The following is a 22,090-nucleotide window of genomic DNA, read 5'->3' as shown; positions in this document are numbered from 1 at the left end:
GGGGCGAGGGTGGCTCGGTGGTCGGTAGCATCGGGAGGTGCGCTACGAAGAACTGGCCGACGTGCCGTGCTCGATCACGCGCCCGCTCGTGATCTTCGGTGATCGCTGGACTCTGCTGATCCTCAAGTCCTGCTTCTCCGGTATCCGGCGGTTCAACGCTTTCCAGAGCGCACTGGGGATCTCGCGCAGCAGGCTGCAGGATCGTCTGGACCGGTTGATCGACAACGGCATCCTCGTCAAACAGAAGGCCGCCGTGGGCGCGCACGAGGAGTACCGCCTCACCCCCAAAGGTCACGACATCTACCCGATCCTGCTGGCCATCCGCGATTGGGGCGATACCTATATGGCGCCCGAAGGGCCTCCGGTGCGCTACGCCCATCGCGATTGCGCGGGCGAGGCGCACGTCAAGCTCGAATGCGATTCGTGTGGAACCGAACTCACCGCACGGGAGGTCACCCCGGAACCGGGACCAGGTTTGCTGGGCGTCACCGGTAGCGAGGCCGCCGCGGGTCGCGCGCGCTAGCGAAAGCGCGGTGATCGACGGCGGGCGCAGCGGAATACTCCGTCGGCGCGACCTCGCCGGGCGAGCCCCGCGCACGGCCGCATCAGTCGGCGAACCAGGTGGCGACGTCGTCGGGCTCGGCCCGGGTGGTGCGGAAGCCGTTGACGGGATGCTCGAGGTCGGGGTATCCGAACGAGATTCCGGCGACGACCTTGCGCTGCTCCGGGATACCGAAGTACTCCCGGATGAAGGGGGAGTAGGTGGCCAGCGCGGCCTGCGGCGCCGCGCCGAGGCCGAGGCTCTGGGCGCCCAAGAGGAAACTGCCGATGTAGAGACCGCAGTCCACCGCTCCGTATATGCCCAGATCGGCTTCGCTGGTCACGATCGCCACATGCGGCGCGTCGAAGAGTTCGAAATTCCGCACGGCTTGGCGCATGGTCTTCTCGTGATCGCCCTTGGCGATGCCGACGCTTTCGTAGAGTTGCTTTCCGCATTCCCGCCTGCGGTCCCGGTACGCCCCGGTGTATTGCGCCGGGAACTCGAAATCCGGTGCGGGCGTGGCGGTCGCGATGTGCTCGACGAGTTCCTTCCGGAAACGATCCGTGCCGGCCCCCTCCGTCACCACGACCTGCCAGGGCTGGGTGTTGCACCACGACGGCGTGCGCTGGGCCAGCCGCAACAGGGCATGGATAGTGTCGCGCTCGACCGGCTGCGGATGGAATTGCCTGCAGGTCCACCGTTCGTCGAGCACCCGGCTCAGCGCCGTGAAGTCGTCTGTCGTCACTGTCATTCCCCCGCCTCCTTTGTCAGTCTTATTTCGAGACCAGACGCTAGCATCGAACACCCCGCCGCGAAAGCCGGGCGGTCACCCGGGACGGGCGAGTCGGCCGCGACGCGCGCGGTTCCGCGATCCTGTTGTCCGAGTTACGGCGATCGGCGCGGCGCGACGAGGCAGAATCCCGATATGGCGTCCGAAGCTCCCGCCGCGCGGGACCGCAAACGGCACGGCAGGCACTACACGCCCCCTGTGCTGGCCCGGTTCCTGGCGCAACGGCTGCTACGCCATGCCGAGTTCTCGGACGCCGGTGTCCTGCGTGTGCTCGATCCGGCCTGCGGTGACGGCGAATTGCTGTTCGCCGTGCACCACGAGGTCGCGATCCGGTTTCCCGGCCTCCGCCTGGTGCTGGTCGGCTACGACCTGGATGGCCGAGCACTCGCGGTCGCCCGCGAGCGCGCACGGGCGGCGGGGATCGCCGCGCAATGGCGCAGGGCCGACTTCCTCGCGGTGGAGGCCCAGCTCGCGGACGGCTCGTTCGACGCGGTGATCACCAACCCGCCATATGTGCGCACCCAGCAGCTGGGCGGATCGACGGCGCAGCTGCTGAGCAAGCGGTTCGGCCTGCGCGGGCGGATCGACCTCACCCATCCGTTCGTCGCGACGCTGCCGCGGCTGCTGGCCGCGGGAGGCGTGCTCGGCCTGTTGTGCGCCAACCGGTTCCTGACCACCAAGGCAGGCGCGAACATCCGGCGGCTGCTGGTGACCGACCTGGCTCCGGTCGAGCTGTACGACCTGGGGGACACCAAACTGTTCACCGCCGCCGTGCTCCCCGCGATCGCCATCGCGCGGCGCGCCGGGCACGGTGACGGCTGCCGCTACGTCTCCGCCTACGAGGCCACCGGCGAAACACCCGGCGAGAAGACGCTGTTCGAGGCGCTGGTCGACCCGGGCGGCTCGATCGTCGAGTACAACGGCCGGACCTTCGTCATCGAGGTCGGTGAGCTGGCGACCGAACCCCGGGAGTCGACGTCCCCGGACACCGCCGGAGCCGGTCGCGGACGCGACGGGCCACCGGAGTTCACGGCGGAACGAAGGACTCGCCGGGGTGTGGCGCGGGAACCGGAGGTCGCGTGGCGGATGTCGCACGACGCGATCGATTCCTGGCTGGAGCGGATAGCGGAGACGACTTGGCGCACTTTCGGCGATGTGGCGCGCATCCGAGTGGGCATCAAGACGACCGCCGACCGCGTGTTCATCTCCGACCGCTGGGCTCAGGCCGAGCCGTGTCCGGAGTCCGAATTGCTGCTCGACCTGATCACCCACCACGATCTCGCGCCGTGGCGGACTACCCGCGCCCGCGAGGTGCGCGTGCTGTATCCCTACGACCTGACCAGTGCACGCCGCACGCCGATCGATCTCGACGAATATCCCGCCGCGGCCGCGTATCTGCGTTCCCATCGGGAGACGCTGGCCGGACGCCGCTACGTCACCGAGAGCGGTCGCGCCTGGTACGAGATCTGGGTCCCGCAGCGGCCGCACCTGTGGCGCGAGCCGAAGCTGGTCTTCCCCGACATCAGCGACCGGCCGCGTTTCGCGCTGGACGGCTCGGGCGCGGTGGTCAACGGCGACTGTTACTGGATCTCGCTGCCCGATCTGGCCGATCTGCCCGCCGAGGCGACGCGCTTGGCGTATCTGCTGATGGGGGTGGCCAATTCGGCGCTGGGGTTGCGGTTCTACGACGTGGTCTGCGGCAATCGGCTGTACTCGGGCAGGCGTCGGTGGATCACGCAGTACGTGTCGCGGCTGCCGGTGCCCGATCCGGCGGCCAGCCGGTCGGCGGGTGTGATCGATCTGGTCCGTGAGTTCGTGGAGGGCCGGGTGCCGGATCTCGCGGCACAGGCAGAGCTGGACGAGCGGGTGGCCGCCGCGTTCGGCGTCGGCTTACGCGCGGACCCCGACGCCGACCATCGGCAGCAGGGTGCGGCGGGCGAATTCGCGCGCCGCGCCGCGATCGCTGACCGGGATCAGGCCGTCGGGGGTGAGAGCGAGCGACAGCGCCAGCCGGGCCATGATCTCGGCGACCAGATCGGCATCGAAGTCGTGCGTGCCACCGGCATCCCGTAGCTCACGCAGCTTCTCGGCCAGGTAGTCGCGGCCGACGGCGAGGATCGGCCCCGCCTCGGTGGTCAGCCGGGGCAGGATCAGGTCGGGCTCGGTCCGCAGCAACCTGCGCAGCAGTTCGTTGCCCGCGATGGCTCCGATGAACGCCACGAAGATCTCCACCAGCTGATCGTCGTTGCCCGAGACGGTGCGCACCTGCTTTTCGATCGAGGCGACGAAGCGCTGCGCCTCCCGCACGCTGACCGCCTCGACCAGATCGTTCTTGGACTCGTAGCGCCGGTACAGCGTGGCCGGGCTGATCCCCGCGCGGCGGGCGATCTCGCCCATGCTGGTCCGCTTGATGCCGAAGTCCAGGAACGCCGAGAGCGCGCTTTCCAGGAGCTTCTCGCCGTCGGCGACCGGTTTCTCGAGGATGCGTTGCAGCATGGGCGAGATGGTTGGCATCGGATCTCCAGTGGGTTCGGCGCGGCGGCCGGGCCGTGGCCGGTGGGCGCGGCGTCGCGACGGTGCGGACGGGAACGTCCATTATTTCATCGAGTGGGCGAAGCGTGAGCGGGCATCGCCGGACGGCCGGTCCCGCCGAGTAGGTCGCGTGTCCATGTTCGACTGGCTAGCCTGTGGTCGGCGTCCGGCCCTGACCCTCGGCCGGTGCGGAAAGGGGTTGAGCCATGGGATATTTCGCGGATCGAGTCGTGGCGATCACCGGCGCGGGCTCCGGTATCGGCCGGGAATTGGCCGTGGCGTTGGCCGGTGCGGGGGCGTGGCTGGCACTGTCGGACAAGTCGGCGGAGGCTGTTGCCGAGACGGGGGCGTTGTGCGCGGCCACCGGCCGGGAGCCGGAGGTGAGCGCCGTGGACGTCACCGACCGCGCGGCCGTGCTCGCGTACGCGGAGCGGACCGTCGCGCGCTTCGGCCGGGTGGAGGCGCTGTTCAACAACGCGGGCATCCTGCACGTCGGCAGCGTGCTCGAGTCGCCGTTCAGCGACTTCGAACAAGTGATGGCTGTCGACTTCTGGGGTGTGGTCAACGGGACCAAGGCCTTCCTTCCGCATCTGCTGGCCGCCGATCGCGCGCACGTCGTCAACATGTCCTCGGCCTTCGGGTTGGTGGCCGTGGCGCGGCACGCGCCGTACAACGCGGCGAAGTTCGCCGTGCGCGGTTTCACCGACTCGCTGCGCCAGGACATGCGTGCGGCGGGCGGCTCGGTGCGGGTCACCGGGGTGTACCCCGGTGGCGTGCTCACCGGGATCGCCCGGTCGGCCAGCGTCGCGCCGGGGATCGACGCGGAGGAGGTGGTGCGCCGATTCGAAGGGCACGTGGCGCGGACCAGTCCCGCCGCCGCGGCGCGGACGATCCTGCGTGGCGCCGCGCGGGGCGAGGCCAAGATTCTGGTCGGACTGGACGCCATCGCTGTGGACCTGGTCACAAGAATCGCCGGGTCGTACCACGAGAAGGTGCTGGACATGGTATTCCGTTCCTGATCGCGGTCAGGGATGGGGATTGACGAAATGACAACCAGCCGAACATATTTCACTCTATGGGGGAAGCCGGACGGGTCGCGCGGTAGTGGAGCGCGGGGACCAGAGTGGTGACGAAATGGGTTCTCGTCGAGTGTTTCTCGGGTTCTCCGGGACGAGTGATCGCGGTGGGGTCCGCGCCGAAGTCGTTCGTGCCGCTGACCAACATCGTGCGCAATCCGCTGTCGCTGGCCGACGCGGAGGCGGCACTCGGGCGGGCATGCGCGACCGGTGTGCCGGTGGCGGAAGTCTCCGCTGACGGGCGGCGCACGGTGCTGGCCGAGCCGCTGCTCATCTCGCCGCGGCGGGCGCATGCGGTCCGGCTGTGGGTAGGCCCGCGGCGGGAGCCGGTCACGGCGGCCGACCCGATGGGGGCGTGGTACTTCGATCTCACGACCAACCGCTCGGTGCGCAGCCCCGACCTGCTGGACCTGTACGGCGTCGCGCCGGAGAACCGCGCCGCCGAGCTGGCCATCGCGGGCGCGTTCACCCGGTTGGTGACCAACCGCGACGAGAGCGAAGCGCTGGCCAAGATCGTCAACTCCGCGCCGGGCACCGAGCACCAGGCGGTATGGACCGTCCGGCGGGACGACGACGCGCTGCGCGCCGCGCATTTCGCCTGCCGGATCGTCGCCGAGCCCGATGACCGCGGCGAGTGTCACGTGCTGCTGCGCGGCGTGACCCAGGACATCGGCGCGGCTACCGCGGTCTCCGCGGCGCCGCCGCCCGCGATCCTGGAGTACACGCTGCTGGAAGCCGCCACCGAACCCGGCGAGTACCGCGCGATCGTCAATCTGCGCTCGTTGCGGCTGATCCGGTGGATCGGCGCGCCCATGCCGGACATCGCCTGGGAGGACCGGCCGGGGCAGCCGAGGCCGCAGATCCATCCGGACGATCTGGCCACCGCGAAGACCATGTCACAGGACCTGGCGCGGCATCGCACCGAGGGAACGGTGCGTCTGCGCAGGCTCGACGGTGGTTGGCAACCGGTACGGATACGGGCCGCGTTGATGGCGCTGGATCAGCACACCACGGCCGGACTGGCCACGGTCACCGCGGAATCGTGAACCGCGGTGACCGTGGTAAGGGAGTCATCGGCACGGCAGGTCCAGCTCGGCCATCTCCTTCTCGATCGCGTTCGCGGCGAAATCCACACCGCGGGAACGCAATTCATGAACCCGGCGCTGGAGTGCCTCGACTCCGCCGGGTTGGGCCGCGATGTCGGCGACGCTGATCCGGCCCTTGGGCCCGTGCACACCCGACTGCACGTACGACACCGTGATACCTCCTGCCTCACGCTCGCCCACCCACCGACCCGGGTGGGTTCACCACTGCGCTACAAGTCGCACGACAACCGTGTCGACAGGAGAGCCCGGGTCGCCGGGCACGCTGGCTGAATGCTATCAGCGATCTTGACTGGACACTTGATCAATGTGTCCTGTTTCACACCTGATTTCCCGTGCGATGTTGAGCTGTATTTGCTAGGTAGACAGTCGCATTCAGGCGAATGCGATCTTGCTCCTCGGCGCCGAGCTCCCGGCGCACCTTGCCGGGCACTCCCGCCACAAGGGAACCGGGCGGAATCCGCGCCCCTTCCGGGATCAGCGCGTTGGCCGCGATCAGGCTGCCCGGCCCGACGACGGCGCCGTTGAGGATGGTGGCGCCCATGCCGACCAGCACGTCGTCGCCGATGGTGCAGCCGTGCAGGATCGCGTTGTGGCCCACCGAGACCCCCGCGCCGACGGTGAGCGGGAAGCCGGGGTCGGCGTGCAGCACGCAGCCGTCCTGGATATTGCTGCGCGCGCCGACCTCGATCGTCTCCAAGTCGCCGCGCAGCACCGCGCTGTACCAGACGCTCACCTCGGCGCCGAGCCGCACGCGGCCGATTACGGTGGCGTTCGGCGCGATCCACGCGCTCTCCTCGATCTCCGGCGCATGCTCGCCCAGCTGAATCCGCATGGTCACGAACTTAGTGCAACCGCTCAGCACTGCCCTTGGAAGCTGGTGCGGTGGGCGGCGGGGCTGGTCCCGAGGATGCGATGGAAGTGGTGGCGCAGGCTCACCGCCGTGCCGAAGCCGGTGTCGACGGCGATGCGTTCCACGGTGTCGGTGGTGGACTCGAGCAGCAGCCGTGCCCGGTCGGTGCGCTGGAGCAGCAGCCACTGCTGCGGGCTGGTGCCGGTGCGGTCGCGGAAGCGGCGGGTGAAGGTGCGCCGCGACATGAGCGCGACGCGGGCCCAGCGATCCAGGTCGACCGGGTCGCCGAGATGGGTTCGCGCCCAGACCATGGCGCGCTCGATCGGATCGTCGTCGGCGGCGTCGGGGACCGCGACCGGGATGTACTGCGCCTGGGAGCCGCTGCGGTGCGGAGCGGTGACCAGTGCTCTGGCCAGTTCGGTGGCCGCTTTGCTGCCGAGATCACCGCGGACCAGGTGCAGGCAGCAGTCCAGCGCCGCGGCCACGCCCGCCGAGGTGACGACGTCGCCCAGATCCGACCACAGCGTGTCGGCGCGGACCCGGACAGCCGGGAACGCGCGGGCCAGTTCGGCGGCGGAGGCCCAGTGCGTGGTCACTTCCCGTCCGTCGGCCAGTCCGCTGGCGGCCACCGCCCACGAGCCGAGGCACAACCCGACGATCCTGGCGCCGCCCGCGTGGGCGGCGCGCAGGGCGGCGCTCAGTTCGCTGGACAGCGGTTCGCCTGCTCGCCAGCTCGGGATCACGACGGTGTCGGCGCGGGTCAGCGTCTCTAGTCCGTGCCGCACATGAATGTCGAATCCGGCGGGGGTGCCCAGGCTTCCGGGCCGCTCGGCGCACACGTCCACCCGATAGGGCGCGGATCCTTCGACGCCGACGCGGCCGAAAACCAGGCTGGGCACCGACAGGTGAAACGGGCTGATTCCGTCGTACGCCAAGACGGCCACCGTGCGCATGGCCCGATCTTAACGTTAAGCGGCTCGCGGGCCACTGTTTTCCGGTACTTGCGCGGGACAAGATCAACGGCATGAGCGACACGATCGAACGCACCGGCCTGGAAGTCCTGCACATCGGCGGTCCGACACTGCGGTTCCGCTACGCGGGCCGCACCTGGTTGACCGACCCCACCTTCGACGAGCCGGGCGACTACCCGGGCGCCGTCACACTGCACAAACTCACCGGCCCCGCGGTGTCGGCCGAGGAGGTGGGTCCGGTGGACGTGGTGCTGCTCTCGCACGACGAACACGCCGACAATCTGGACGACTCCGGCCGGAAACTGCTGACCACGGTGCCGACCGTACTGTCGACGCCCGGCGCCGCGACCCGGATCGAAGGTGTGCGCGGACTGGAGAACTGGGAGACCGTGACGGTGCACGGCGTGCGGGTGACCGGCGTGCCCGCCCTGCACGGTCCCGAGGGCTGTGAGCCGTTCACCGGGATCGTCACCGGCTTCGTGCTGCGCGCCGAGGGACAGCCGACGGTGTACGTCTCCGGTGACAACGCCTCCGTCGACGTGGTGCGCGAGATCGTCGAGCGGATCGGCCGCATCGACATCGCCGTACTCAACATCGGCGCCGCGAACATCGGCCGTTTCGGCGACGCCGACGTCACCTTGAACGCGCGCACCGCGCTGCGGGCGGCCGAGTTGCTCGGCGACGCGGCGATCGTGCCGGTCCACGCCGAGGGCTGGGCGCACTTCAGCGAGACACTCGACTACCTGGGGCACGTCTTCCGCGACGGCGGCCGCGCCGAGCAGTTGCGGATACCGCCGCTGGGCCGCGCCGCGATCGTGTGAGCAATGCCGTCCGCGCTCAGCTGGGCAACGTGCCGAGAAACTCGCCTGCGGCGCGGGCGCGGGTGGTCGCCGTGCGCGTTCGGCGCGTCGGTCGTGGCGCGGGCGCGGTGGCGGGGCGACGATGACGGTATGAGGATCGGAGTTCCACGGGAGGTCAAGGAGCAAGAGTTCCGGGTAGCCCTGACTCCGGCAGGCGCCGGGGAGCTGGTCGGGCACGGACACGAGGTGCTGGTGCAGGCGGGCGCGGGCGTCGGATCGGGATTCCCCGACGCCGGCTACGCCGCGGTGGGGGCCCGCCTGGTCCCGGACGCCGACCAGGTGTGGCGGGAAGCCGAGCTGGTGCTGAAGGTGAAGGAACCGATCGCGCCGGAGTATCCGCGGATGCGCCGCGATCAGGTGGTGTTCACCTTCCTGCACCTGGCCGCGTCGCGCGAGTGCACCGACGCCGTGCTGCGCTCGGGCATCACCGCGATCGCCTACGAGATGGTCCGCGCCGCCGACGGCTCGCTGCCGCTGCTGGCTCCGATGAGCGAGATCGCGGGCAAGCTCGGCGCCCAGGTGGGCGCGTATCACCTGATGGCCCCGCTCGGCGGTGCGGGGCTGCTGCCCGGCGGCGTCCCCGGCGTGCGTCCCGCGGAGGTCGTCGTGCTCGGCGGCGGCGTCGCGGGATCGAACGCGGCCGCGGTCGCCATGGGCATGGGCGCGCGCGTCAGCGTGCTGGACACCAACCTGCATCGGTTGCGCGAACTCGACGCCCGCTTCGACGGGCGGATCACCACCGTCGCGTCGAATGCCACGGAGATCCGGCGGGCGGTGCTGTCGGCCGACCTGGTGATCGGCGCGGTGCTGGTTCCCGGCGCGCGTGCGCCGGAACTGGTCTCCGACGACCTCGTCGCCGGGATGCGCCCCGGCGCGGTGCTGGTGGACATCTCGATCGACCAGGGTGGTTGCTTCGCCTCCGCGCACCCGACGACGCACGCGGATCCCACCTTCCGGGTGGCGGATTCGCTGTTCTACTGCGTCGCCAACATGCCGGGCGCGGTGCCGCACACCTCGACGATCGCGCTCACCAACGCGACCCTGCCCTACGTACGGGCGATCGCCGACCTCGGCTGGCAGGAGGCATGCGCCACGCACCCGGATCTGGCACACGGGCTCACCGCGGACGCCGGGCGGCTGCTGTCGGCGGAAGTCGCCGCCGCGCATGGGTATTCGCGGCCGCTCGGCGTCGCGGGCTGACTACTCCTGCCCGGCGAGGCCCTCGCCCAGGTACCAGTCCGGCTCGCCGCTGGTGGGCAGGTCACGCAGCTTGTCCGGGTTGCGGACCACGTCGATCGACACGATGTGACCGTCGTCGACGGTGAAGGCGAAGACGCCCGTGTGGGTGCCGTCGAAGACAACCAGCCCGGGTTGGCCGTTGACCAGCACCGCGCGGCCCCAGGCGCCCGCCGCGGACGGCGCGTGGTACCAGCCGAGCAGCAGCTTGGCCACGATCTCGGCGCCGTGCACGGGCTGCCGGATCGCGGGCACCTTGCCGCCGCCGTCGGCGGTGAGGCTGACGTTCGCGTCGAGCACACCGAGCAGAGCGCTCAGATCGCCGGACCGCCAGGCCAGGGCGAAGGCCGACACCACCTTCTGCTGCTCGTCCGGAGAGGCCGGGAAGCGCGGAGTGCCCTGCTCGACGTGCTTGCGAGCCCGGGAGGCGAGCTGGCGGACGGCGGCCGGGGTGCGGCCGACCACCTCGGCGACCTCCGGCCCGCTCATGCCGAACACGTCCTGGAGCACGAACGCGGTGCGCTCGGCGGGCGACAGGGACTCGAGCACGACCAGCAGCGCGGTGGTGACCCGCTCGTCCTGGGTGATCCGGTCGGCGGGATCCTCCCAGCTGGTCACCTCCGGCTCCGGCAGCCATTCGCCGACGTACTGTTCGCGGCGCACGCGGGCGGAACCGAGGTGGTCGAGGGCGAGCCGGCCGGTCACGGTGGACAGCCACGCGCGCAGGTTGTCGATCTCGCCCGCGGCGCCGGCCTCGTACTGGCGCTGCAACCGCAGCCACGCCTCCTGCACGACGTCGTCGGCGTCGCTGAGACTGCCCAACGTGCTGTAGGCGAGCCTGCGCAGATACCCGCGGTGCTCCTCGAACTGCCGGGCCAGCTCGGCTTGGTCGAGGGGCTCACGCTGTTCGGAAGTCACTTGGTCGCCTGTTCGTCGTTCGGCCCCTGCCGGGGCGAGTCTATGGTGCGTCACCGGATCGACGACGCAGGGGAAAAGAGTGTGACATGGCTTCGAGCGGTGAGCCGTCTGCGTGGGGCCGGTCACCCGACCGATAGCCTCACCGGGTGCAGAAGGGGACCTCTACCGCGCTCGGGTTGCTGCTCGGATTCGCGCTCGACCGGGCGTTCGGCGATCCGCGGCGGTGGCATCCGGTGGCCGGATTCGGCTCGGCGGTGGCGGCTCTGGAATCGGTGACCTACGCCGACCGGCGCGCGGCGGGGCTGGTGCACGAGGCGCTGGCCGTCGGCACAGTGGTCGGGCTCGGCGTGGCCGTGCGGCGCGGCGGGTGGGCGTCGACCGCGATCGCGACCTGGACCGTGCTGGGTGGACGCAGCCTGGCCCGGGCCGGGCACGCGATGGCCGATCGACTGGAGGGTGGCGACATCGAGGGGGCTCGCGCGCTGCTGCCCTCGCTGTGCGGCCGCGATCCGCAGGCGCTCGACGCGGACGGGCTCGCCCGCGCGGCCCTGGAGTCCATCGCCGAGAACACTTCCGACGCGGCCGTGGCCCCGGTGGTCTGGGGCGCGGTCGCGGGCGTCCCAGGTCTGCTCGGGTACCGCGCGATCAACACGCTCGATGCGATGATCGGCTACCGCAACCTGCGCTACCGGCGCTTCGGCTGGGCCGCCGCGCGCGTCGACGACGCGGCCAATCTGATCCCGGCGCGGGTCACCGGCGTGCTCACCGCCGCGCTCGCCCCGTTGATCGGCGGGCGGGCCGCTGCCGTCCTGGCCGCATGGCGGCGTGACGCGGCCGGGCATCCGAGCCCCAACGCGGGAGTCGTGGAAGCGTCGATGGCGGGGGCGCTCGGCGTCCGGCTGGGCGGCCGTACCGAGTACCCGCATGGTGTGGAGATGCGCCCGGTGCTCGGAGACGGCCCGGCTCCCACCGCGCACGACCTGCGCCGCGCCGTTCGTCTTTCCGAGGCTGTGCAACTCACCGCCACTCTGCTCGCCGCCGCCCTCGCCGCGACCCGGCGCTGAGTGATCCGACGTGGGGTCGCTGCCGCCGGGCGCGACCACCCCGAGCCGAAACTCCCGAGGACCGCGACGTCTTCGGGTGCGGTCGACGGGGCGGGATAGGCTTTCGCGGTGCGGATCGGGCTCATCACCATCGTCGTGGCGGAGTACGACCCCGCGATCGAATTCTTCGTCGACACCCTGGGATTCGAGCTGGTCGAGGACTCGGCGGCGCTCACGAACGACGGCCGCCCGAAACGCTGGGTGGTCGTGCGGCCGCCCGGTGCCGAGACGGGCATTCTGCTCGCCCGAGCCGACGGTAGGGCGCAAGCCGCGGTGATCGGGCAGCAGGTCGCGGGGCGGGTCGGGTTCTTCTTGCAGGTGGGGGACTTCCAATCGGCGTACGACCGGATGGTTTCCCTCGGTGTCGAGTTCGTGCGCGCGCCGCGCGCCGAGCCGTATGGGCGGGTCGCGGTCTTTCTGGACATCGCGGGGAACCGCTGGGATCTGCTCGGGCCGCATCAGCCCTGACGCGAACTCGGACGGCGTCGAGCCGCGTAATGCCGAATGGCCGCGGCGCCGGGATCAACCGCGGCCGCGGCCGTAGCGGTCGGCCAGGCGGGCTTCCGTAGTCGGCGCGGCCGGAGCCGGCGAGGGGATCGACCCGGACCGGGCCGGCTCGGTGGGCGACGGCGAGCGGGGTGGCGCGGCGGAGGCCTTCTCTTTCCTTCTTTCCCGGATCTCGGCGTAGACGAAGTAGCCGAGGCCGAGGGGAGCCATGATGCCGAAGGCCAGCCATTGCAGGCCGTAGGACAGATACGGGCCCGCGTCGAGTTGGGGAAGCGGGGTGGGGGTGAACGCGCCCGGTTGGTTCTCGCCCAGCTGGAGGTAACCGCCGCGCTCGCCGCCGGTGGGCACGGGGGTGAGGGGCTGCTGGAGGACCGTCGATTCCTGCGTGGTGTCGATGGAGTACACCTGGCGATAGCCGTCCTGGACGCTCGGATCCTTACCCGGCGTGACGCCCTCGGACATCCGGACCCTGGCCTCGACGCGCTGCGGCCCGGCGGGCGGTGCGGGGATCTGCGGCGGGCGTGTCCCGTCGACGGCGGAAACCAGACCGCGGTCGACGAGCAGCAGGGGGCCGTCGGCCAGGCGGAACGTCGCGAGCACCGCGTACCCCGGAGCGCCGTCGAGGTGGCGCAGCCGCACCAACACCGTCGAGTCGGGCATGTAACTGCCGGTGGCGGTGACCCGCCGCCATTCGGTGTGCGCGCCGCTCCCGGTGTCGGAGAGCACGGTGGTGACGTCGACGGGATCGGCTCGCACCGAGTCGGCGATCAGCTGGTTGCGGTGCGAAGTGGCCGTGTTCTTGCCGAGTTGCCACGGCGCTAGCACGGTGAAGCACAGATAGGCGAACGCGGCGACCAGCACGGCCAGGATCAGCCAGCTGGGGCGCAACAGGAACGCGAGCCTGCGCATCAGTGTCGCTCGTCGGGGACGGGTCGCAGGTCGGGCGGTTCGGCGGCCAGTTCGGCGCGCACCCAGTCGAGCAGGCCGGGGACGGCGGCCTCGATCTGGGCGCGCACGAGTTCGAAGTCCGCCGCGTCGCCGTAGTAGGGGTCGGCCACGTCGTGGTCGTCGGCGTCGGGGTCGAAGGCGCGCAGCAACCGCAGCCGCTCGGCAGGGATGCCGAGGCGGGCCAGGTCACGCTGATGGGAGCGGTCCAGGGCGACCACCAGGTCGGCGTCGCTGTGCTCGGCGCCGAACACGGCGGCGACGTGCCCGGTCGGGTATCCGTATTTGCGCAGGGTGGCGCTGGTGCGAGGGTCCGCGTCGGCGCCCACGTGCCAGGAACCGGTGCCCGCGCTGCTCACCCGGACCCGGTTGGCCAACCCGGCCCGGTACAGGTGCGAGGCGAAGATCTTCTCCGCCATCGGAGAGCGGCAGATGTTGCCGGTACAGACGAACGAGACGTGCAGCTGACCCACGCCTGCCATTCTGGCCGGTTCTGCTCCGGGACCGCCACGTAGGGTGTGCTCTCGTGGCCGAGGACACCGTCGATCGCGCGAAACTGCGTCACCACGGCGACGTGGACGCACGGGCGGGCATGCTCGATTTCGCGGTCAACGTCCAAGGGCTCGCACCACCGGAGTGGCTGCGGCGGCGTCTGGCCGAGCGGTTGTCCGAGCTGGGCCGCTATCCGAGCGCCGAGGACGCCGACGCGGCCCGTCGCGCGGTCGCGGCCCGGCACGGCCGTGGTGCCGGCGAGGTGTTGCTGCTGGCGGGCGCGGCGGAAGGGTTCGCGCTACTGCCCCGCCTGGCGCCGCGTTCGGCCGCGGTGCTGCACCCGTCGTTCACCGAGCCGGAACTCGCGTTGCGGGAGGCGGGCGTCCCGGTCATCAGGGTCGTACTGGAATCGCCTTACCGGCTCGATCCCGCCACGGTGCCCGCCGAGGCCGACCTCGTGGTGCTCGGCAACCCGACCAACCCGACCTCGGTGCTGCATCCCGCCGCCACCATCCGCGCCCTGCGCAGGCCGGGCCGCGTCATCGTGGTCGACGAAGCCTTCGCCGACGCGGTGGCGGGCGAGCCGGAATCCCTCGCCGCCGACTCCGCGCCCGACCTGCTCGTGCTGCGCAGCCTCACCAAGACGTGGGCGTTGGCGGGGCTGCGCTGCGGCTATTTCCTCGGCGCGCCGGAGGTGCTCGCGCGCCTCGACCACGGGCGGCCGCACTGGCCGCTGGGCACCCTGCAACTGGAGGCCATCATCGCCACCGCGAGTCCCGCGGCCGTGGCGGAGTCCGAGCGCCGGGCGGGGACGCTCGCCGTGCACCGCGCCGCGATGATCGAACGACTGACCGGCCTGGGCGTCGAAGTCCACACGCCGGCGGCGGGCCCGTTCCTGCTGCTCCGCGTGGCGGACGGTGAACTGCTGCGCAAACACCTGGCTGCCGAGGGCATCGCGGTCCGTCGTGCGGACACCTTCCCCGGTCTCGGCCCGGACCACCTGCGCGTCGCGGTCCGTGGCGTCGAGGAGGTCGATCGGCTGGTCGCCGCGATCCGGTCGGCCGATGTCCGGTAGGCACACGACTTCGATCAGGCGGGGGAGTATGGGTTCGATGCTTCGCCCCGGCTGTGCACCGGATACGGCGTTCCCCCCGCGGCGGAGGTCTCGGCCGGAATCGCCGTCGTCTCCGGACTCGCGTCAGCCATACGGCGATCGCGCGCTCGGGACATGGGCGAGTGCCCGGAATCGATGCCGATCCGGAAAAGAACCAGTGCGGCAGTACAGAACGGAAGCGAAGGAAGGTGGACGATGACCACGCTCGCGGATCTCATCGGTGCGCTCGACACGGCGTACCCGCCCGCGCTGGCCGAGCCGTGGGACTCGGTCGGCCTGGTCTGCGGTGACCCGGCCGAGGAACTGACCCGGGTGCTGTTCGCGGTCGACGCCACCGCGGCGGTCGTCGACGAGGCGATCGACTGGCGCGCGCAGGCCCTGGTGGTGCACCATCCGCTGCTGCTGCGCGGCGTCGACACCGTCGCGGCGAGCACGCCGAAAGGCGCGCTGCTGCACCGGCTGATCCGCTCCGGTTGCGCGCTGTTCACCGCGCACACCAACGCCGACTCCGCCGACCCCGGCGTGTCCGACGCGCTCGCCGCGGCGCTCGGCCTCACGGTGACCGGCCCACTGGACGCGAAACCCGAATCCGCCGTGGATCACTGGGTGATCCAGGTGCCACGCACGCACACCGACGCGGTGCTCGCCGCGCTTTTCGCCGCCGGAGCGGGTAGGCGGGAACACGCTTGCGACTGTGCGCTGCGGGTGCCCGCGACAGGGCAGTTCCGGCCGACTCCGGAGCAAGGCTCCCTGACCGAACTCCAGCACGTCGAGGAGGACAGGGTGGAGGTGACAGCACCGCCCGCGGCGCGTTCGGCCGTGCTCGCCGCGCTGCGCGCCGCCCATCCGAGCGCGGACCCGGCCTATCACATCAGTGAACGCGCCCAGCTGCCGTCGTCGCTCGGCATCGGCCGTGTCGGCACCCTGCCGGAACCGGAATCGTTGCGCGCCTTCACCGAACGCGTAGGCCGCGCCCTCCCGCCCACCGCGTGGGGTGTTCGCGCCGCGGGTGATCCTGACCGCACCGTCTACACCGTGGCGGTGTGCGGGGGAGCGGGTGACTCCTACCTGGGCAGGGCCGCGGGGCTCGGCGTCGATGTCTACCTCACCTCCGACCTGCGCCACCATCCGGTCGACGAGCACCTGCGCAAGGGCGGTCCCGCCTTGGTCGACGCCGCGCACTGGGCCACCGAATTCCCTTGGTGCGCGCAGGCCGAGACGGTGGTGCGAACCGCCCTGCCCGGTCTGGAGACCAGGGTGTCCACGCTGCGCACCGACCCGTGGACGGTGCGCGCGCCGGGCTGAGCGCCGCACGTCCGCGTCCGAAACCGTTGTCGCGGCGACGAACCGGCAACGGCGTGTCGGGGCGTATCCGCGCCGTGCCGGAAAAGGTTGGGCGGTTCGGGTGAATCGAGTAGTTCCTGCGGGGTACAACTACCGCATGAACTTCCCGGTTGATTTCGGGCTCGTGCAGATCGGGCTGATCCTGCTGCTGGTCGCCGGTGTGGCGCTGATCGTCTCCGGCCTGATCGCCGCGCGCAGGGTCGGGATGCGGCCGCTGCTCGCGCGCGGGACCGGCGGGCTCGCGCTGCTGCTGGTCGCGGCGGTGCTGCTGTGGATCGCGACCCTGGTGCAGACGTACCTCGGCCTGACCGGGGAGATCAAGGCGGCCCACGTGGTGGCCGAGCCGGTGGCGGGGCAGGAACACCAGCTCGACGTCGATCTCATCCTGTACGGCGACGACGACCATCCCGAACAGCGCGAGACCTACCGCGTCGAGGGCGACATGTGGGTGCTGCAAGCGGGCATCGTCGAGCTGGAGCCGTGGGTCAACGCCCTGGGCTTCCACTCCGGCTACCGGATAAGCCGCCTGTACGGACAGCGCCTCGACGGCGTCGCGACCCAGCAGAACCAGATCTTCCTCAACGACGGCGACAAGGACTTCTTCGCCGACATGCGCGAGGGCCGCTGGTGGACCCAGCCGTTCGTGCGCTCGGCCTACGGCAACGCGGTGATCGCGGTGCCCGGCGAGTACGACGTCTACATCTCCCGCGACGCCATCAAAACCCGCACCGTCGGCGGCTGACGCGGGTCCGCCGGTCCGGCGGGGTACGGTTGAACACCAGTCCCGTCCACCCCGTCCAGGAGTTTGCCCGCGTTGAATGTCGAACCCCCGCTCCAGGCCGAGTTGCTGCGGCTCGCCGCCGTCGACGCCGAGCTGACCCGGATCGCGCACCGCCGCACCGTGCTGCCCGAGCAGCAGGAGGTGGCGCGACTGGAAGCCGAGCGCAACGCGCACTCCGACGCCGCGGTGGCCGTGCAGATCGCGCTGGACGATCTCGACCGCGACATCCGCAAGCTGGAGGGCGAGGTCGAGGCCGTGCGCAAGCGCGAGGAGCGCGACAAGGCCATGCTCGCCGCGGGAACGGTGAACGCCAAACAGCTTTCGGAGCTCCAGCACGAGCTGGGCAGCCTGGAGCGGCGCCGCTCGGTGCTGGAGGACGAACTGCTCGAGGTGATGGAGCGGCGCGAAGCCTCCGCCGCCGACTACGAGCACGCGGGCGCGCGGTTGAGCAAGACCGAGGAGGAACTCGCCGTCGCCTTGCGTCAGCGCGACGAGGCGCTCGCTGATCTGGACGTGGCGCAGACACGCTGCGAGACCGATCGCGCGGGCTCAGTGGCGAAGCTGCCCGGCGAACTGCTCGCTATCTACGACCGACAGCGCGAACAGCACGGTGCGGGTGCCGCGCTGCTGCAGGCTCGCCGCTGTGGCGCGTGCCGCATCGAACTCGATCGCGGCGAGATCGCGCGGATCGCCAAGACCGCACCCGACGTGGTCGTGCGCTGCCCGGAGTGCGGTGCGATCCTGGTCCGGACCAAGGAATCGGGGCTGTGAGCTCGCCGCGACCGGTTGTCCGGGCACAGCGATGAGCTTGCCCGAGGTGATCGTCGAAGCCGACGGCGGATCGCGGGGCAATCCCGGTCCGGCCGGATACGGTGCGGTGGTCTACGACGCCGGCCGCGTCCGGGTGCTCGCCGAGCGCCGGGAGTTCCTCGGCATCGCCACCAACAACGTCGCCGAATATCGCGGGTTGATCGCCGGATTGGAGGCGGCCGCGGAACTGGGCGCCGAGTCGGTGCTGGTGCGCATGGACTCCAAGCTGGTCGTCGAGCAGATGTCCGGTCGCTGGAAGATCAAGCACGCGGCCTTGATCCCGCTCGCCGATCGAGCCCGCAGGATCGCCGCCGGATTGGGCCGAGTCACCTACAGCTGGATTCCCCGCGCGGAGAACTCGCACGCCGACCGGCTGGCGAACGAGGCCATGGACGAGGGCACCGGCGTCGCGGCGGCTGCCGCGCAGGCCGCGGACGCGCGGGAGGCCGCGGACCCGGCCCTCGCGGTCACCGAACGCGATCTGCCGAGCCGGATCGATGAAGCCAGGGACGCGAACGCCGAGCAATCCGAATCCGCACAGCACGGCCCGGGGTGGACCGGTGCCACCGGTCGTCCCACCCGGTTGCTGCTGCTTCGCCATGGTCAAACCGAGTTGTCGTTGCAGCGCCGATATTCCGGGCGCGGCAATCCGCCCCTCACCGCCTTGGGCCGGGAGCAGGCCGCGCGGGCCGCAAAAATGCTCGCCGCCAAAGGCGGTATCGCCGCGGTGATCAGTTCTCCGCTCGGCCGGGCCAGGGAGACCGCGGAGGCTGCCGCCGCCGCGCTCGGGGTCCCGGTGGAGGTTCACGACGGGTTGATCGAGACCGACTTCGGCGAGTGGGAGGGGCTGACCTTCGCCGAGGCCGCGCAGCGCGATCCCGGCCTGCACGCCCGCTGGATCGGCGATCCAACCGTCGCGGCACCCGGCGGGGAGAGCTTCGAGGAGGTTCTGGAGCGGGTTGAGGCCGTGCTGCGCGATCTGCTCGGACGCTACCCCGGCGCCAATGTGGTTGTGGTCAGCCACGTGACTCCGATCAAGACATTGCTTCGGCTGGCCCTCGATGTCGGCCCCGCGTTGCTGTACCGGTTGCATCTGGATCTGGCGTCGCTATCGATAGCGGAGTTCTATCTCGACGGCGGGTCTTCGGTGCGTCTGGTGAACGATACGTCCTACCTCTGAGGCCGCCGCCGCGCCCGAATCGAGGGCGAATGTGGTGCGCGGAGGGCGAATTATGCCCCATTGCAACACATTTGCGTTTCACAATCGCGCGATGCGGTGAATCTCACTTCAACTCTGCCTTGCGCGGCGAGTAGCGGTAGGCTTCCGGTCGGTCAGGCACAGGCGTCCAGCTGCCTGGTCGGGGTCGCCGCAGTGGCCTCGATCAGTGCTGCTCGGTGGGGCGGTTTCGCGCGGGCAGTGTCGCTCGCGCCGCGTCGCGGTAGGAAGCCCCTGTGCCGTCGAGTGGTTCGATGAGAGTGCAGGTTCGATGAGCAGTCCGATCAAGGTTGTCGTTCTCGGGGCAGGGATCGGAGGACTGACCACCGCGGCTGCTCTGCGGCAGGCGGGTTTCGGCGTCGAACTGTATGAAGCGGGTCCCGAGCTGCGGGCTCAGGGCTTCGGACTTTCCGTGCAGGCCAACGGAATCAACGCACTGCGCACCCTCGGCCTCGGGCTCGACGAGCAACTGCTCGAACGCGGCGGCCGGGTAGAGACCTTCCGCTTCTGCAACCCCGACGGCAGCCCGATCCGGGTGCTCCCCGTGCACCGGCTCGACGCCCAACTCGGCGCTCCCGCCGTCGCGCTGCACCGTACCGACCTGCACGACGTGCTGCTGCGCGAGATCGGTGACACACCGACGTTCGTCGGCGCGCAAGCCACCCGCTTCGTCGACGACGGCGAGCACGTGCGCGTCGAGTTCGCCGACGGCCGGGTCGCCGAGGGCGATCTGCTCGTCGGCGCCGACGGCATCCACTCGGTGGTGCGGGCCCAATTGCACGGCCGCGCCGAGCCGCGACCCGGCAATTTCGTGTGCTGGCTGGCCTGCATCCCCTTCGAGCATCCCAACGTCGCCCGCGGCCTCTCGGCGCATTTCTGGGGCACCGGAATGCGTTTCGGCATCCACGACATCGGCCACGGCCGGGTGTACTGGTGGGGCACCAAGACGTTGCCCGCCGAGGAGGCCGCGAACTGGCAGGGCGGCAAGGAGGAGCTGCTGCGCCTCTACGCCGACTGGGCGCCGGAGGTGCGCGCCTGCATCGAGCAGACCGACGAGGCGGCGATCCTGGCCGTGCCCGCGCAGGACCGTCCGCCGCTGGCCCAATGGGGCCGCGGCCGGGTGACGCTGCTCGGCGACGCGGCGCACCCGATGCTGCCCAGCCTCGGCCAGGGCGCCAACGCTGCCATCGAGGACGCGGTGGTGCTGGCCGGTGTGCTGCGCAACTCCTTGGATCCGGTCGCGGGACTGCGTCGTTACGAGAAACTGCGCGCCGACCGCACCGCCATGTTCGTCAACGGCTCGGCTTCGCTGGCCAAGATCGAGCAGACCACCGACCCGCGCCTGGTGCGGGTGCGCGACACCTACTTCCGGCACGCGCCCACCGAATTCTTCCTGCGCGAACTCGGCAAGCCGATGTCCTTCCCGGCGCCGGACGGGCCGACCGCGCGGCTGCCGCGCCCGCTCTCGCCGGTCGAACGCTGGCACTGGATCGCCGATCAGCTGGCGCCGCTGCACATCCTGTCGCGCGTGCGGATCCGAGGGCACGTCGAGGTCGAGCAGATCCGCGCGGGCCTGGACGAGGTGCAGCGCCGACATCCGCTCTTGCGGGTCGCCGTCGCCGCCGAATCCGACGGCACCGCACCGCGTTTCGTGCCGGCGCAGGCGCCGATTCCGCTGCGTGTGATCGAATCCGAGGACAGCACGAACTGGCTGGCCGAGGCCGACGAGGTGGAACTGCGCGAGCCGTTCGACTGGCGCACCGGCCCGCTGGCCAGGGCGGTGCTGATCAAGGAGACCGATGGCACCAACGAGCTGATCGTCACGCTGCACTACGCCATCGCCGACGGCGAGAGCGCGCTGTCGGTGGCGAAGCAGGTGCTCCAAGTCGCCGCCGGGGAAGCGGCCGACTTCTCGCCCGCCCCGGTGCGGCCGGGCCCGGAGGAGCTGTTCCCACCGCGCTTCCAGGGCGCGGGCGGTGCGCTGCGCACCGCGGGTTCGTTCCTGCGCGACCAGAAGTCGCAGCTGCGCAAGCCGCACAGGCTGGAGCCCACCACGCTGGCGCCGCCCGCACAGCGGCGCAGCCGGGTGGTGCACCGCAGCCTCGACGCCGACCGGCTCGACGCGCTCACCGCGGGCTGTGATCGCCACGGCGTCGGCCTGCAGGCCGCCCTCTCCGCCGCCCTGCTGATCGCGGCGGCCAGGGAGGCGGGCACCGAGAAGGCCACCTGGTACACCGTCGGCAGCTCGGTCAACTTCCGCGACCATCTCGACGGCGCCGCGGGCGACACCGAGGTCGGCACCTATCAGGGCATGATCGCCACCCCGGCGAAGTACGCGCCGTGGGCGTCGCTGTGGGAGATCGCCGCCGAGATCGAGCGGGAGTACGGTGCGCGGATGGATCGGCGCGACCATCTGTCCGCGTTGAACCTGCTGAAGGTGGCCGCGCCGAAGTCGGTGTCGGCCAGTGCGTCCACGGTGAAACTCATGGACACCCGTGGCCCGGGTCATCTCTGTATGACCTACCTGGGCGACTACCCCTTCCCGGACAAGATCGGCTCCTGGCAGCTGGAGGGCGCGCAGTTCGTCTCCGGCATGTCCGTCAGCGGTTTCATCATGGCCACCGCCAACGCGACGCACAACGAGCTGTCCCTCAATATCGGCTACGTCGAGCCCGCCGTATCACGCGACCGGGCCGACCGTCTCGCCGACGAAAGCGTGCGCGCGCTGCTGTCGGCCTGCTGACCGGCCGCGCATACACCGCGATAACAAAAGCAGAGTCGCGGCATCGGCAGAGCCGATGCCGTGATTCGCGATATCGATAACTTGATAAGCGTGGTAGCAGCTTTGCGTGACAGTGATCAGGGTGGGCTTGGGTAGATCTGCGCACGGCCGGTGCC

At 70.7% G+C, this 22,090-nt stretch carries 21 protein-coding genes and 1 pseudogene; 14 read left to right on the top strand and 8 right to left on the bottom strand.

All coding sequences use genetic code 11. The annotated features are described in order from the left end of the window. Positions 1-37 precede the first annotated feature (37 nt). A complete protein-coding gene (locus tag ACGF7Y_RS29935) occupies positions 38-523 on the top strand; it encodes a winged helix-turn-helix transcriptional regulator (RefSeq protein WP_393239586.1) in 486 nt (161 codons plus the stop codon). An 82-nt stretch (positions 524-605) separates the two neighbouring features. Here ACGF7Y_RS29935 and ACGF7Y_RS29930 read toward each other — a convergent pair whose 3' ends face one another. After that, a complete protein-coding gene (locus tag ACGF7Y_RS29930) occupies positions 606-1,292 on the bottom strand; it encodes a nitroreductase (protein ID WP_393239583.1) in 687 nt (228 codons plus the stop codon). A 174-nt stretch (positions 1,293-1,466) separates the two neighbouring features. Here ACGF7Y_RS29930 and ACGF7Y_RS29925 point away from each other — a divergent pair, with 174 nt between their 5' ends. Beyond that, positions 1,467-3,404 carry an Eco57I restriction-modification methylase domain-containing protein gene (locus ACGF7Y_RS29925; protein ID WP_393239580.1) on the top strand — a complete coding sequence of 646 codons (1,938 nt, stop codon included), beginning with the start codon at positions 1,467-1,469 and terminating at the stop codon, positions 3,402-3,404. Here ACGF7Y_RS29925 and ACGF7Y_RS29920 read toward each other — a convergent pair. Next, positions 3,372-3,728, bottom strand: a pseudogene (locus tag ACGF7Y_RS29920) (TetR/AcrR family transcriptional regulator); the annotation flags it as partial. The gene ACGF7Y_RS29925 and the pseudogene ACGF7Y_RS29920 overlap by 33 nt on opposite strands. A gap of 341 nt (positions 3,729-4,069) precedes the next feature. On the opposite strand from ACGF7Y_RS29920, the gene ACGF7Y_RS29915 reads away from it, so the two are divergent. Next, positions 4,070-4,882, top strand: coding sequence for an SDR family NAD(P)-dependent oxidoreductase (locus ACGF7Y_RS29915; RefSeq protein ID WP_393239577.1), 813 nt, complete (start codon positions 4,070-4,072; stop codon positions 4,880-4,882). A gap of 107 nt (positions 4,883-4,989) precedes the next feature. Beyond that, positions 4,990-5,985: a GAF domain-containing protein gene (locus ACGF7Y_RS29910; protein WP_393239574.1), complete on the top strand. Its 996-nt coding sequence runs from the start codon at positions 4,990-4,992 to the stop codon at positions 5,983-5,985. A gap of 24 nt (positions 5,986-6,009) precedes the next feature. Here ACGF7Y_RS29910 and ACGF7Y_RS29905 read toward each other — a convergent pair whose 3' ends face one another. From ACGF7Y_RS29905 to ACGF7Y_RS29895, 3 genes are all read right to left on the bottom strand, one after another. Continuing rightward, positions 6,010-6,195: a hypothetical protein gene (locus ACGF7Y_RS29905; protein ID WP_040865840.1), complete on the bottom strand. Its 186-nt coding sequence runs from the start codon at positions 6,193-6,195 to the stop codon at positions 6,010-6,012. A 166-nt stretch (positions 6,196-6,361) separates the two neighbouring features. Then, the gene (locus tag ACGF7Y_RS29900) at positions 6,362-6,877 is read right to left on the bottom strand and encodes a gamma carbonic anhydrase family protein (protein ID WP_040865743.1); all 516 of its coding nucleotides are present in this window, start codon (positions 6,875-6,877) and stop codon (positions 6,362-6,364) included. A gap of 23 nt (positions 6,878-6,900) precedes the next feature. Next, complete coding sequence (locus ACGF7Y_RS29895) at positions 6,901-7,848, bottom strand: GlxA family transcriptional regulator (protein WP_393239570.1); 948 nt, start codon at positions 7,846-7,848, stop codon at positions 6,901-6,903. 71 nt (positions 7,849-7,919) lie between these two features. On the opposite strand from ACGF7Y_RS29895, the gene ACGF7Y_RS29890 reads away from it, so the two are divergent. Both ACGF7Y_RS29890 and ald read left to right on the top strand, forming a co-directional pair. Next, the gene (locus ACGF7Y_RS29890; protein WP_393239567.1) at positions 7,920-8,687 is read left to right on the top strand and encodes an MBL fold metallo-hydrolase; all 768 of its coding nucleotides are present in this window, start codon (positions 7,920-7,922) and stop codon (positions 8,685-8,687) included. 129 nt (positions 8,688-8,816) lie between these two features. After that, the gene (gene ald / locus ACGF7Y_RS29885) at positions 8,817-9,926 is read left to right on the top strand and encodes an alanine dehydrogenase (protein ID WP_393239564.1); all 1,110 of its coding nucleotides are present in this window, start codon (positions 8,817-8,819) and stop codon (positions 9,924-9,926) included. Here ald and sigJ read toward each other — a convergent pair whose 3' ends face one another. Beyond that, positions 9,927-10,880: an RNA polymerase sigma factor SigJ gene (gene sigJ, locus ACGF7Y_RS29880; protein ID WP_393239561.1), complete on the bottom strand. Its 954-nt coding sequence runs from the start codon at positions 10,878-10,880 to the stop codon at positions 9,927-9,929. It lies immediately after the preceding gene. A gap of 146 nt (positions 10,881-11,026) precedes the next feature. Here sigJ and ACGF7Y_RS29875 point away from each other — a divergent pair, with 146 nt between their 5' ends. Beyond that, positions 11,027-11,944 (top strand): cobalamin biosynthesis protein, encoded by a 918-nt coding sequence (locus tag ACGF7Y_RS29875; RefSeq protein ID WP_393239558.1) that lies wholly within the window; start codon positions 11,027-11,029, stop codon positions 11,942-11,944. A 108-nt stretch (positions 11,945-12,052) separates the two neighbouring features. After that, positions 12,053-12,451 carry a VOC family protein gene (locus ACGF7Y_RS29870; protein WP_393239555.1) on the top strand — a complete coding sequence of 133 codons (399 nt, stop codon included), beginning with the start codon at positions 12,053-12,055 and terminating at the stop codon, positions 12,449-12,451. Between the two features lie 54 nt (positions 12,452-12,505). On the opposite strand, the gene ACGF7Y_RS29865 is transcribed toward ACGF7Y_RS29870, so the two are convergent. Both ACGF7Y_RS29865 and ACGF7Y_RS29860 read right to left on the bottom strand, forming a co-directional pair. Further along, positions 12,506-13,399, bottom strand: coding sequence for an SURF1 family protein (locus ACGF7Y_RS29865; RefSeq protein ID WP_393239552.1), 894 nt, complete (start codon positions 13,397-13,399; stop codon positions 12,506-12,508). Beyond that, on the bottom strand, positions 13,399-13,917 hold the full coding sequence (locus ACGF7Y_RS29860; protein ID WP_393239549.1) for a low molecular weight protein-tyrosine-phosphatase: 519 nt from the start codon (positions 13,915-13,917) through the stop codon (positions 13,399-13,401). Before ACGF7Y_RS29860 ends, ACGF7Y_RS29865 begins: the two co-directional genes overlap by 1 nt. Positions 13,918-13,961: 44 nt before the next feature. On the opposite strand from ACGF7Y_RS29860, the gene cobC reads away from it, so the two are divergent. The 6 genes from cobC (at position 13,962) to ACGF7Y_RS29830 (ending at position 21,935) form a co-directional block, all read left to right on the top strand. Further along, entirely contained in the window at positions 13,962-15,002 is a 1,041-nt protein-coding gene (gene cobC / locus ACGF7Y_RS29855) for an Rv2231c family pyridoxal phosphate-dependent protein CobC (RefSeq protein ID WP_393239546.1), read from the top strand. A gap of 234 nt (positions 15,003-15,236) precedes the next feature. Next, on the top strand, positions 15,237-16,346 hold the full coding sequence (locus tag ACGF7Y_RS29850) for a Nif3-like dinuclear metal center hexameric protein (RefSeq protein ID WP_393239543.1): 1,110 nt from the start codon (positions 15,237-15,239) through the stop codon (positions 16,344-16,346). A gap of 136 nt (positions 16,347-16,482) precedes the next feature. Further along, positions 16,483-17,127, top strand: a complete 645-nt coding sequence (locus tag ACGF7Y_RS29845; RefSeq protein ID WP_393239540.1) for a hypothetical protein — start codon at positions 16,483-16,485, stop codon at positions 17,125-17,127. Positions 17,128-17,199: 72 nt separating this feature from the next. After that, complete coding sequence (locus tag ACGF7Y_RS29840) at positions 17,200-17,937, top strand: zinc ribbon domain-containing protein (RefSeq protein ID WP_393239537.1); 738 nt, start codon at positions 17,200-17,202, stop codon at positions 17,935-17,937. A 31-nt stretch (positions 17,938-17,968) separates the two neighbouring features. Further along, the gene (locus ACGF7Y_RS29835; protein WP_393239534.1) at positions 17,969-19,156 is read left to right on the top strand and encodes a bifunctional RNase H/acid phosphatase; all 1,188 of its coding nucleotides are present in this window, start codon (positions 17,969-17,971) and stop codon (positions 19,154-19,156) included. A gap of 307 nt (positions 19,157-19,463) precedes the next feature. Further along, positions 19,464-21,935 (top strand): FAD-dependent monooxygenase, encoded by a 2,472-nt coding sequence (locus ACGF7Y_RS29830; protein ID WP_393239531.1) that lies wholly within the window; start codon positions 19,464-19,466, stop codon positions 21,933-21,935. Positions 21,936-22,090 lie beyond the last annotated feature (155 nt).

The sequence above is a fragment of the Nocardia sp. NPDC047654 genome, assembly GCF_043205035.1.
Lineage (GTDB): Bacteria > Actinomycetota > Actinomycetes > Mycobacteriales > Mycobacteriaceae > Nocardia.
This window is presented reverse-complemented; position numbering and strand designations above follow the sequence as displayed.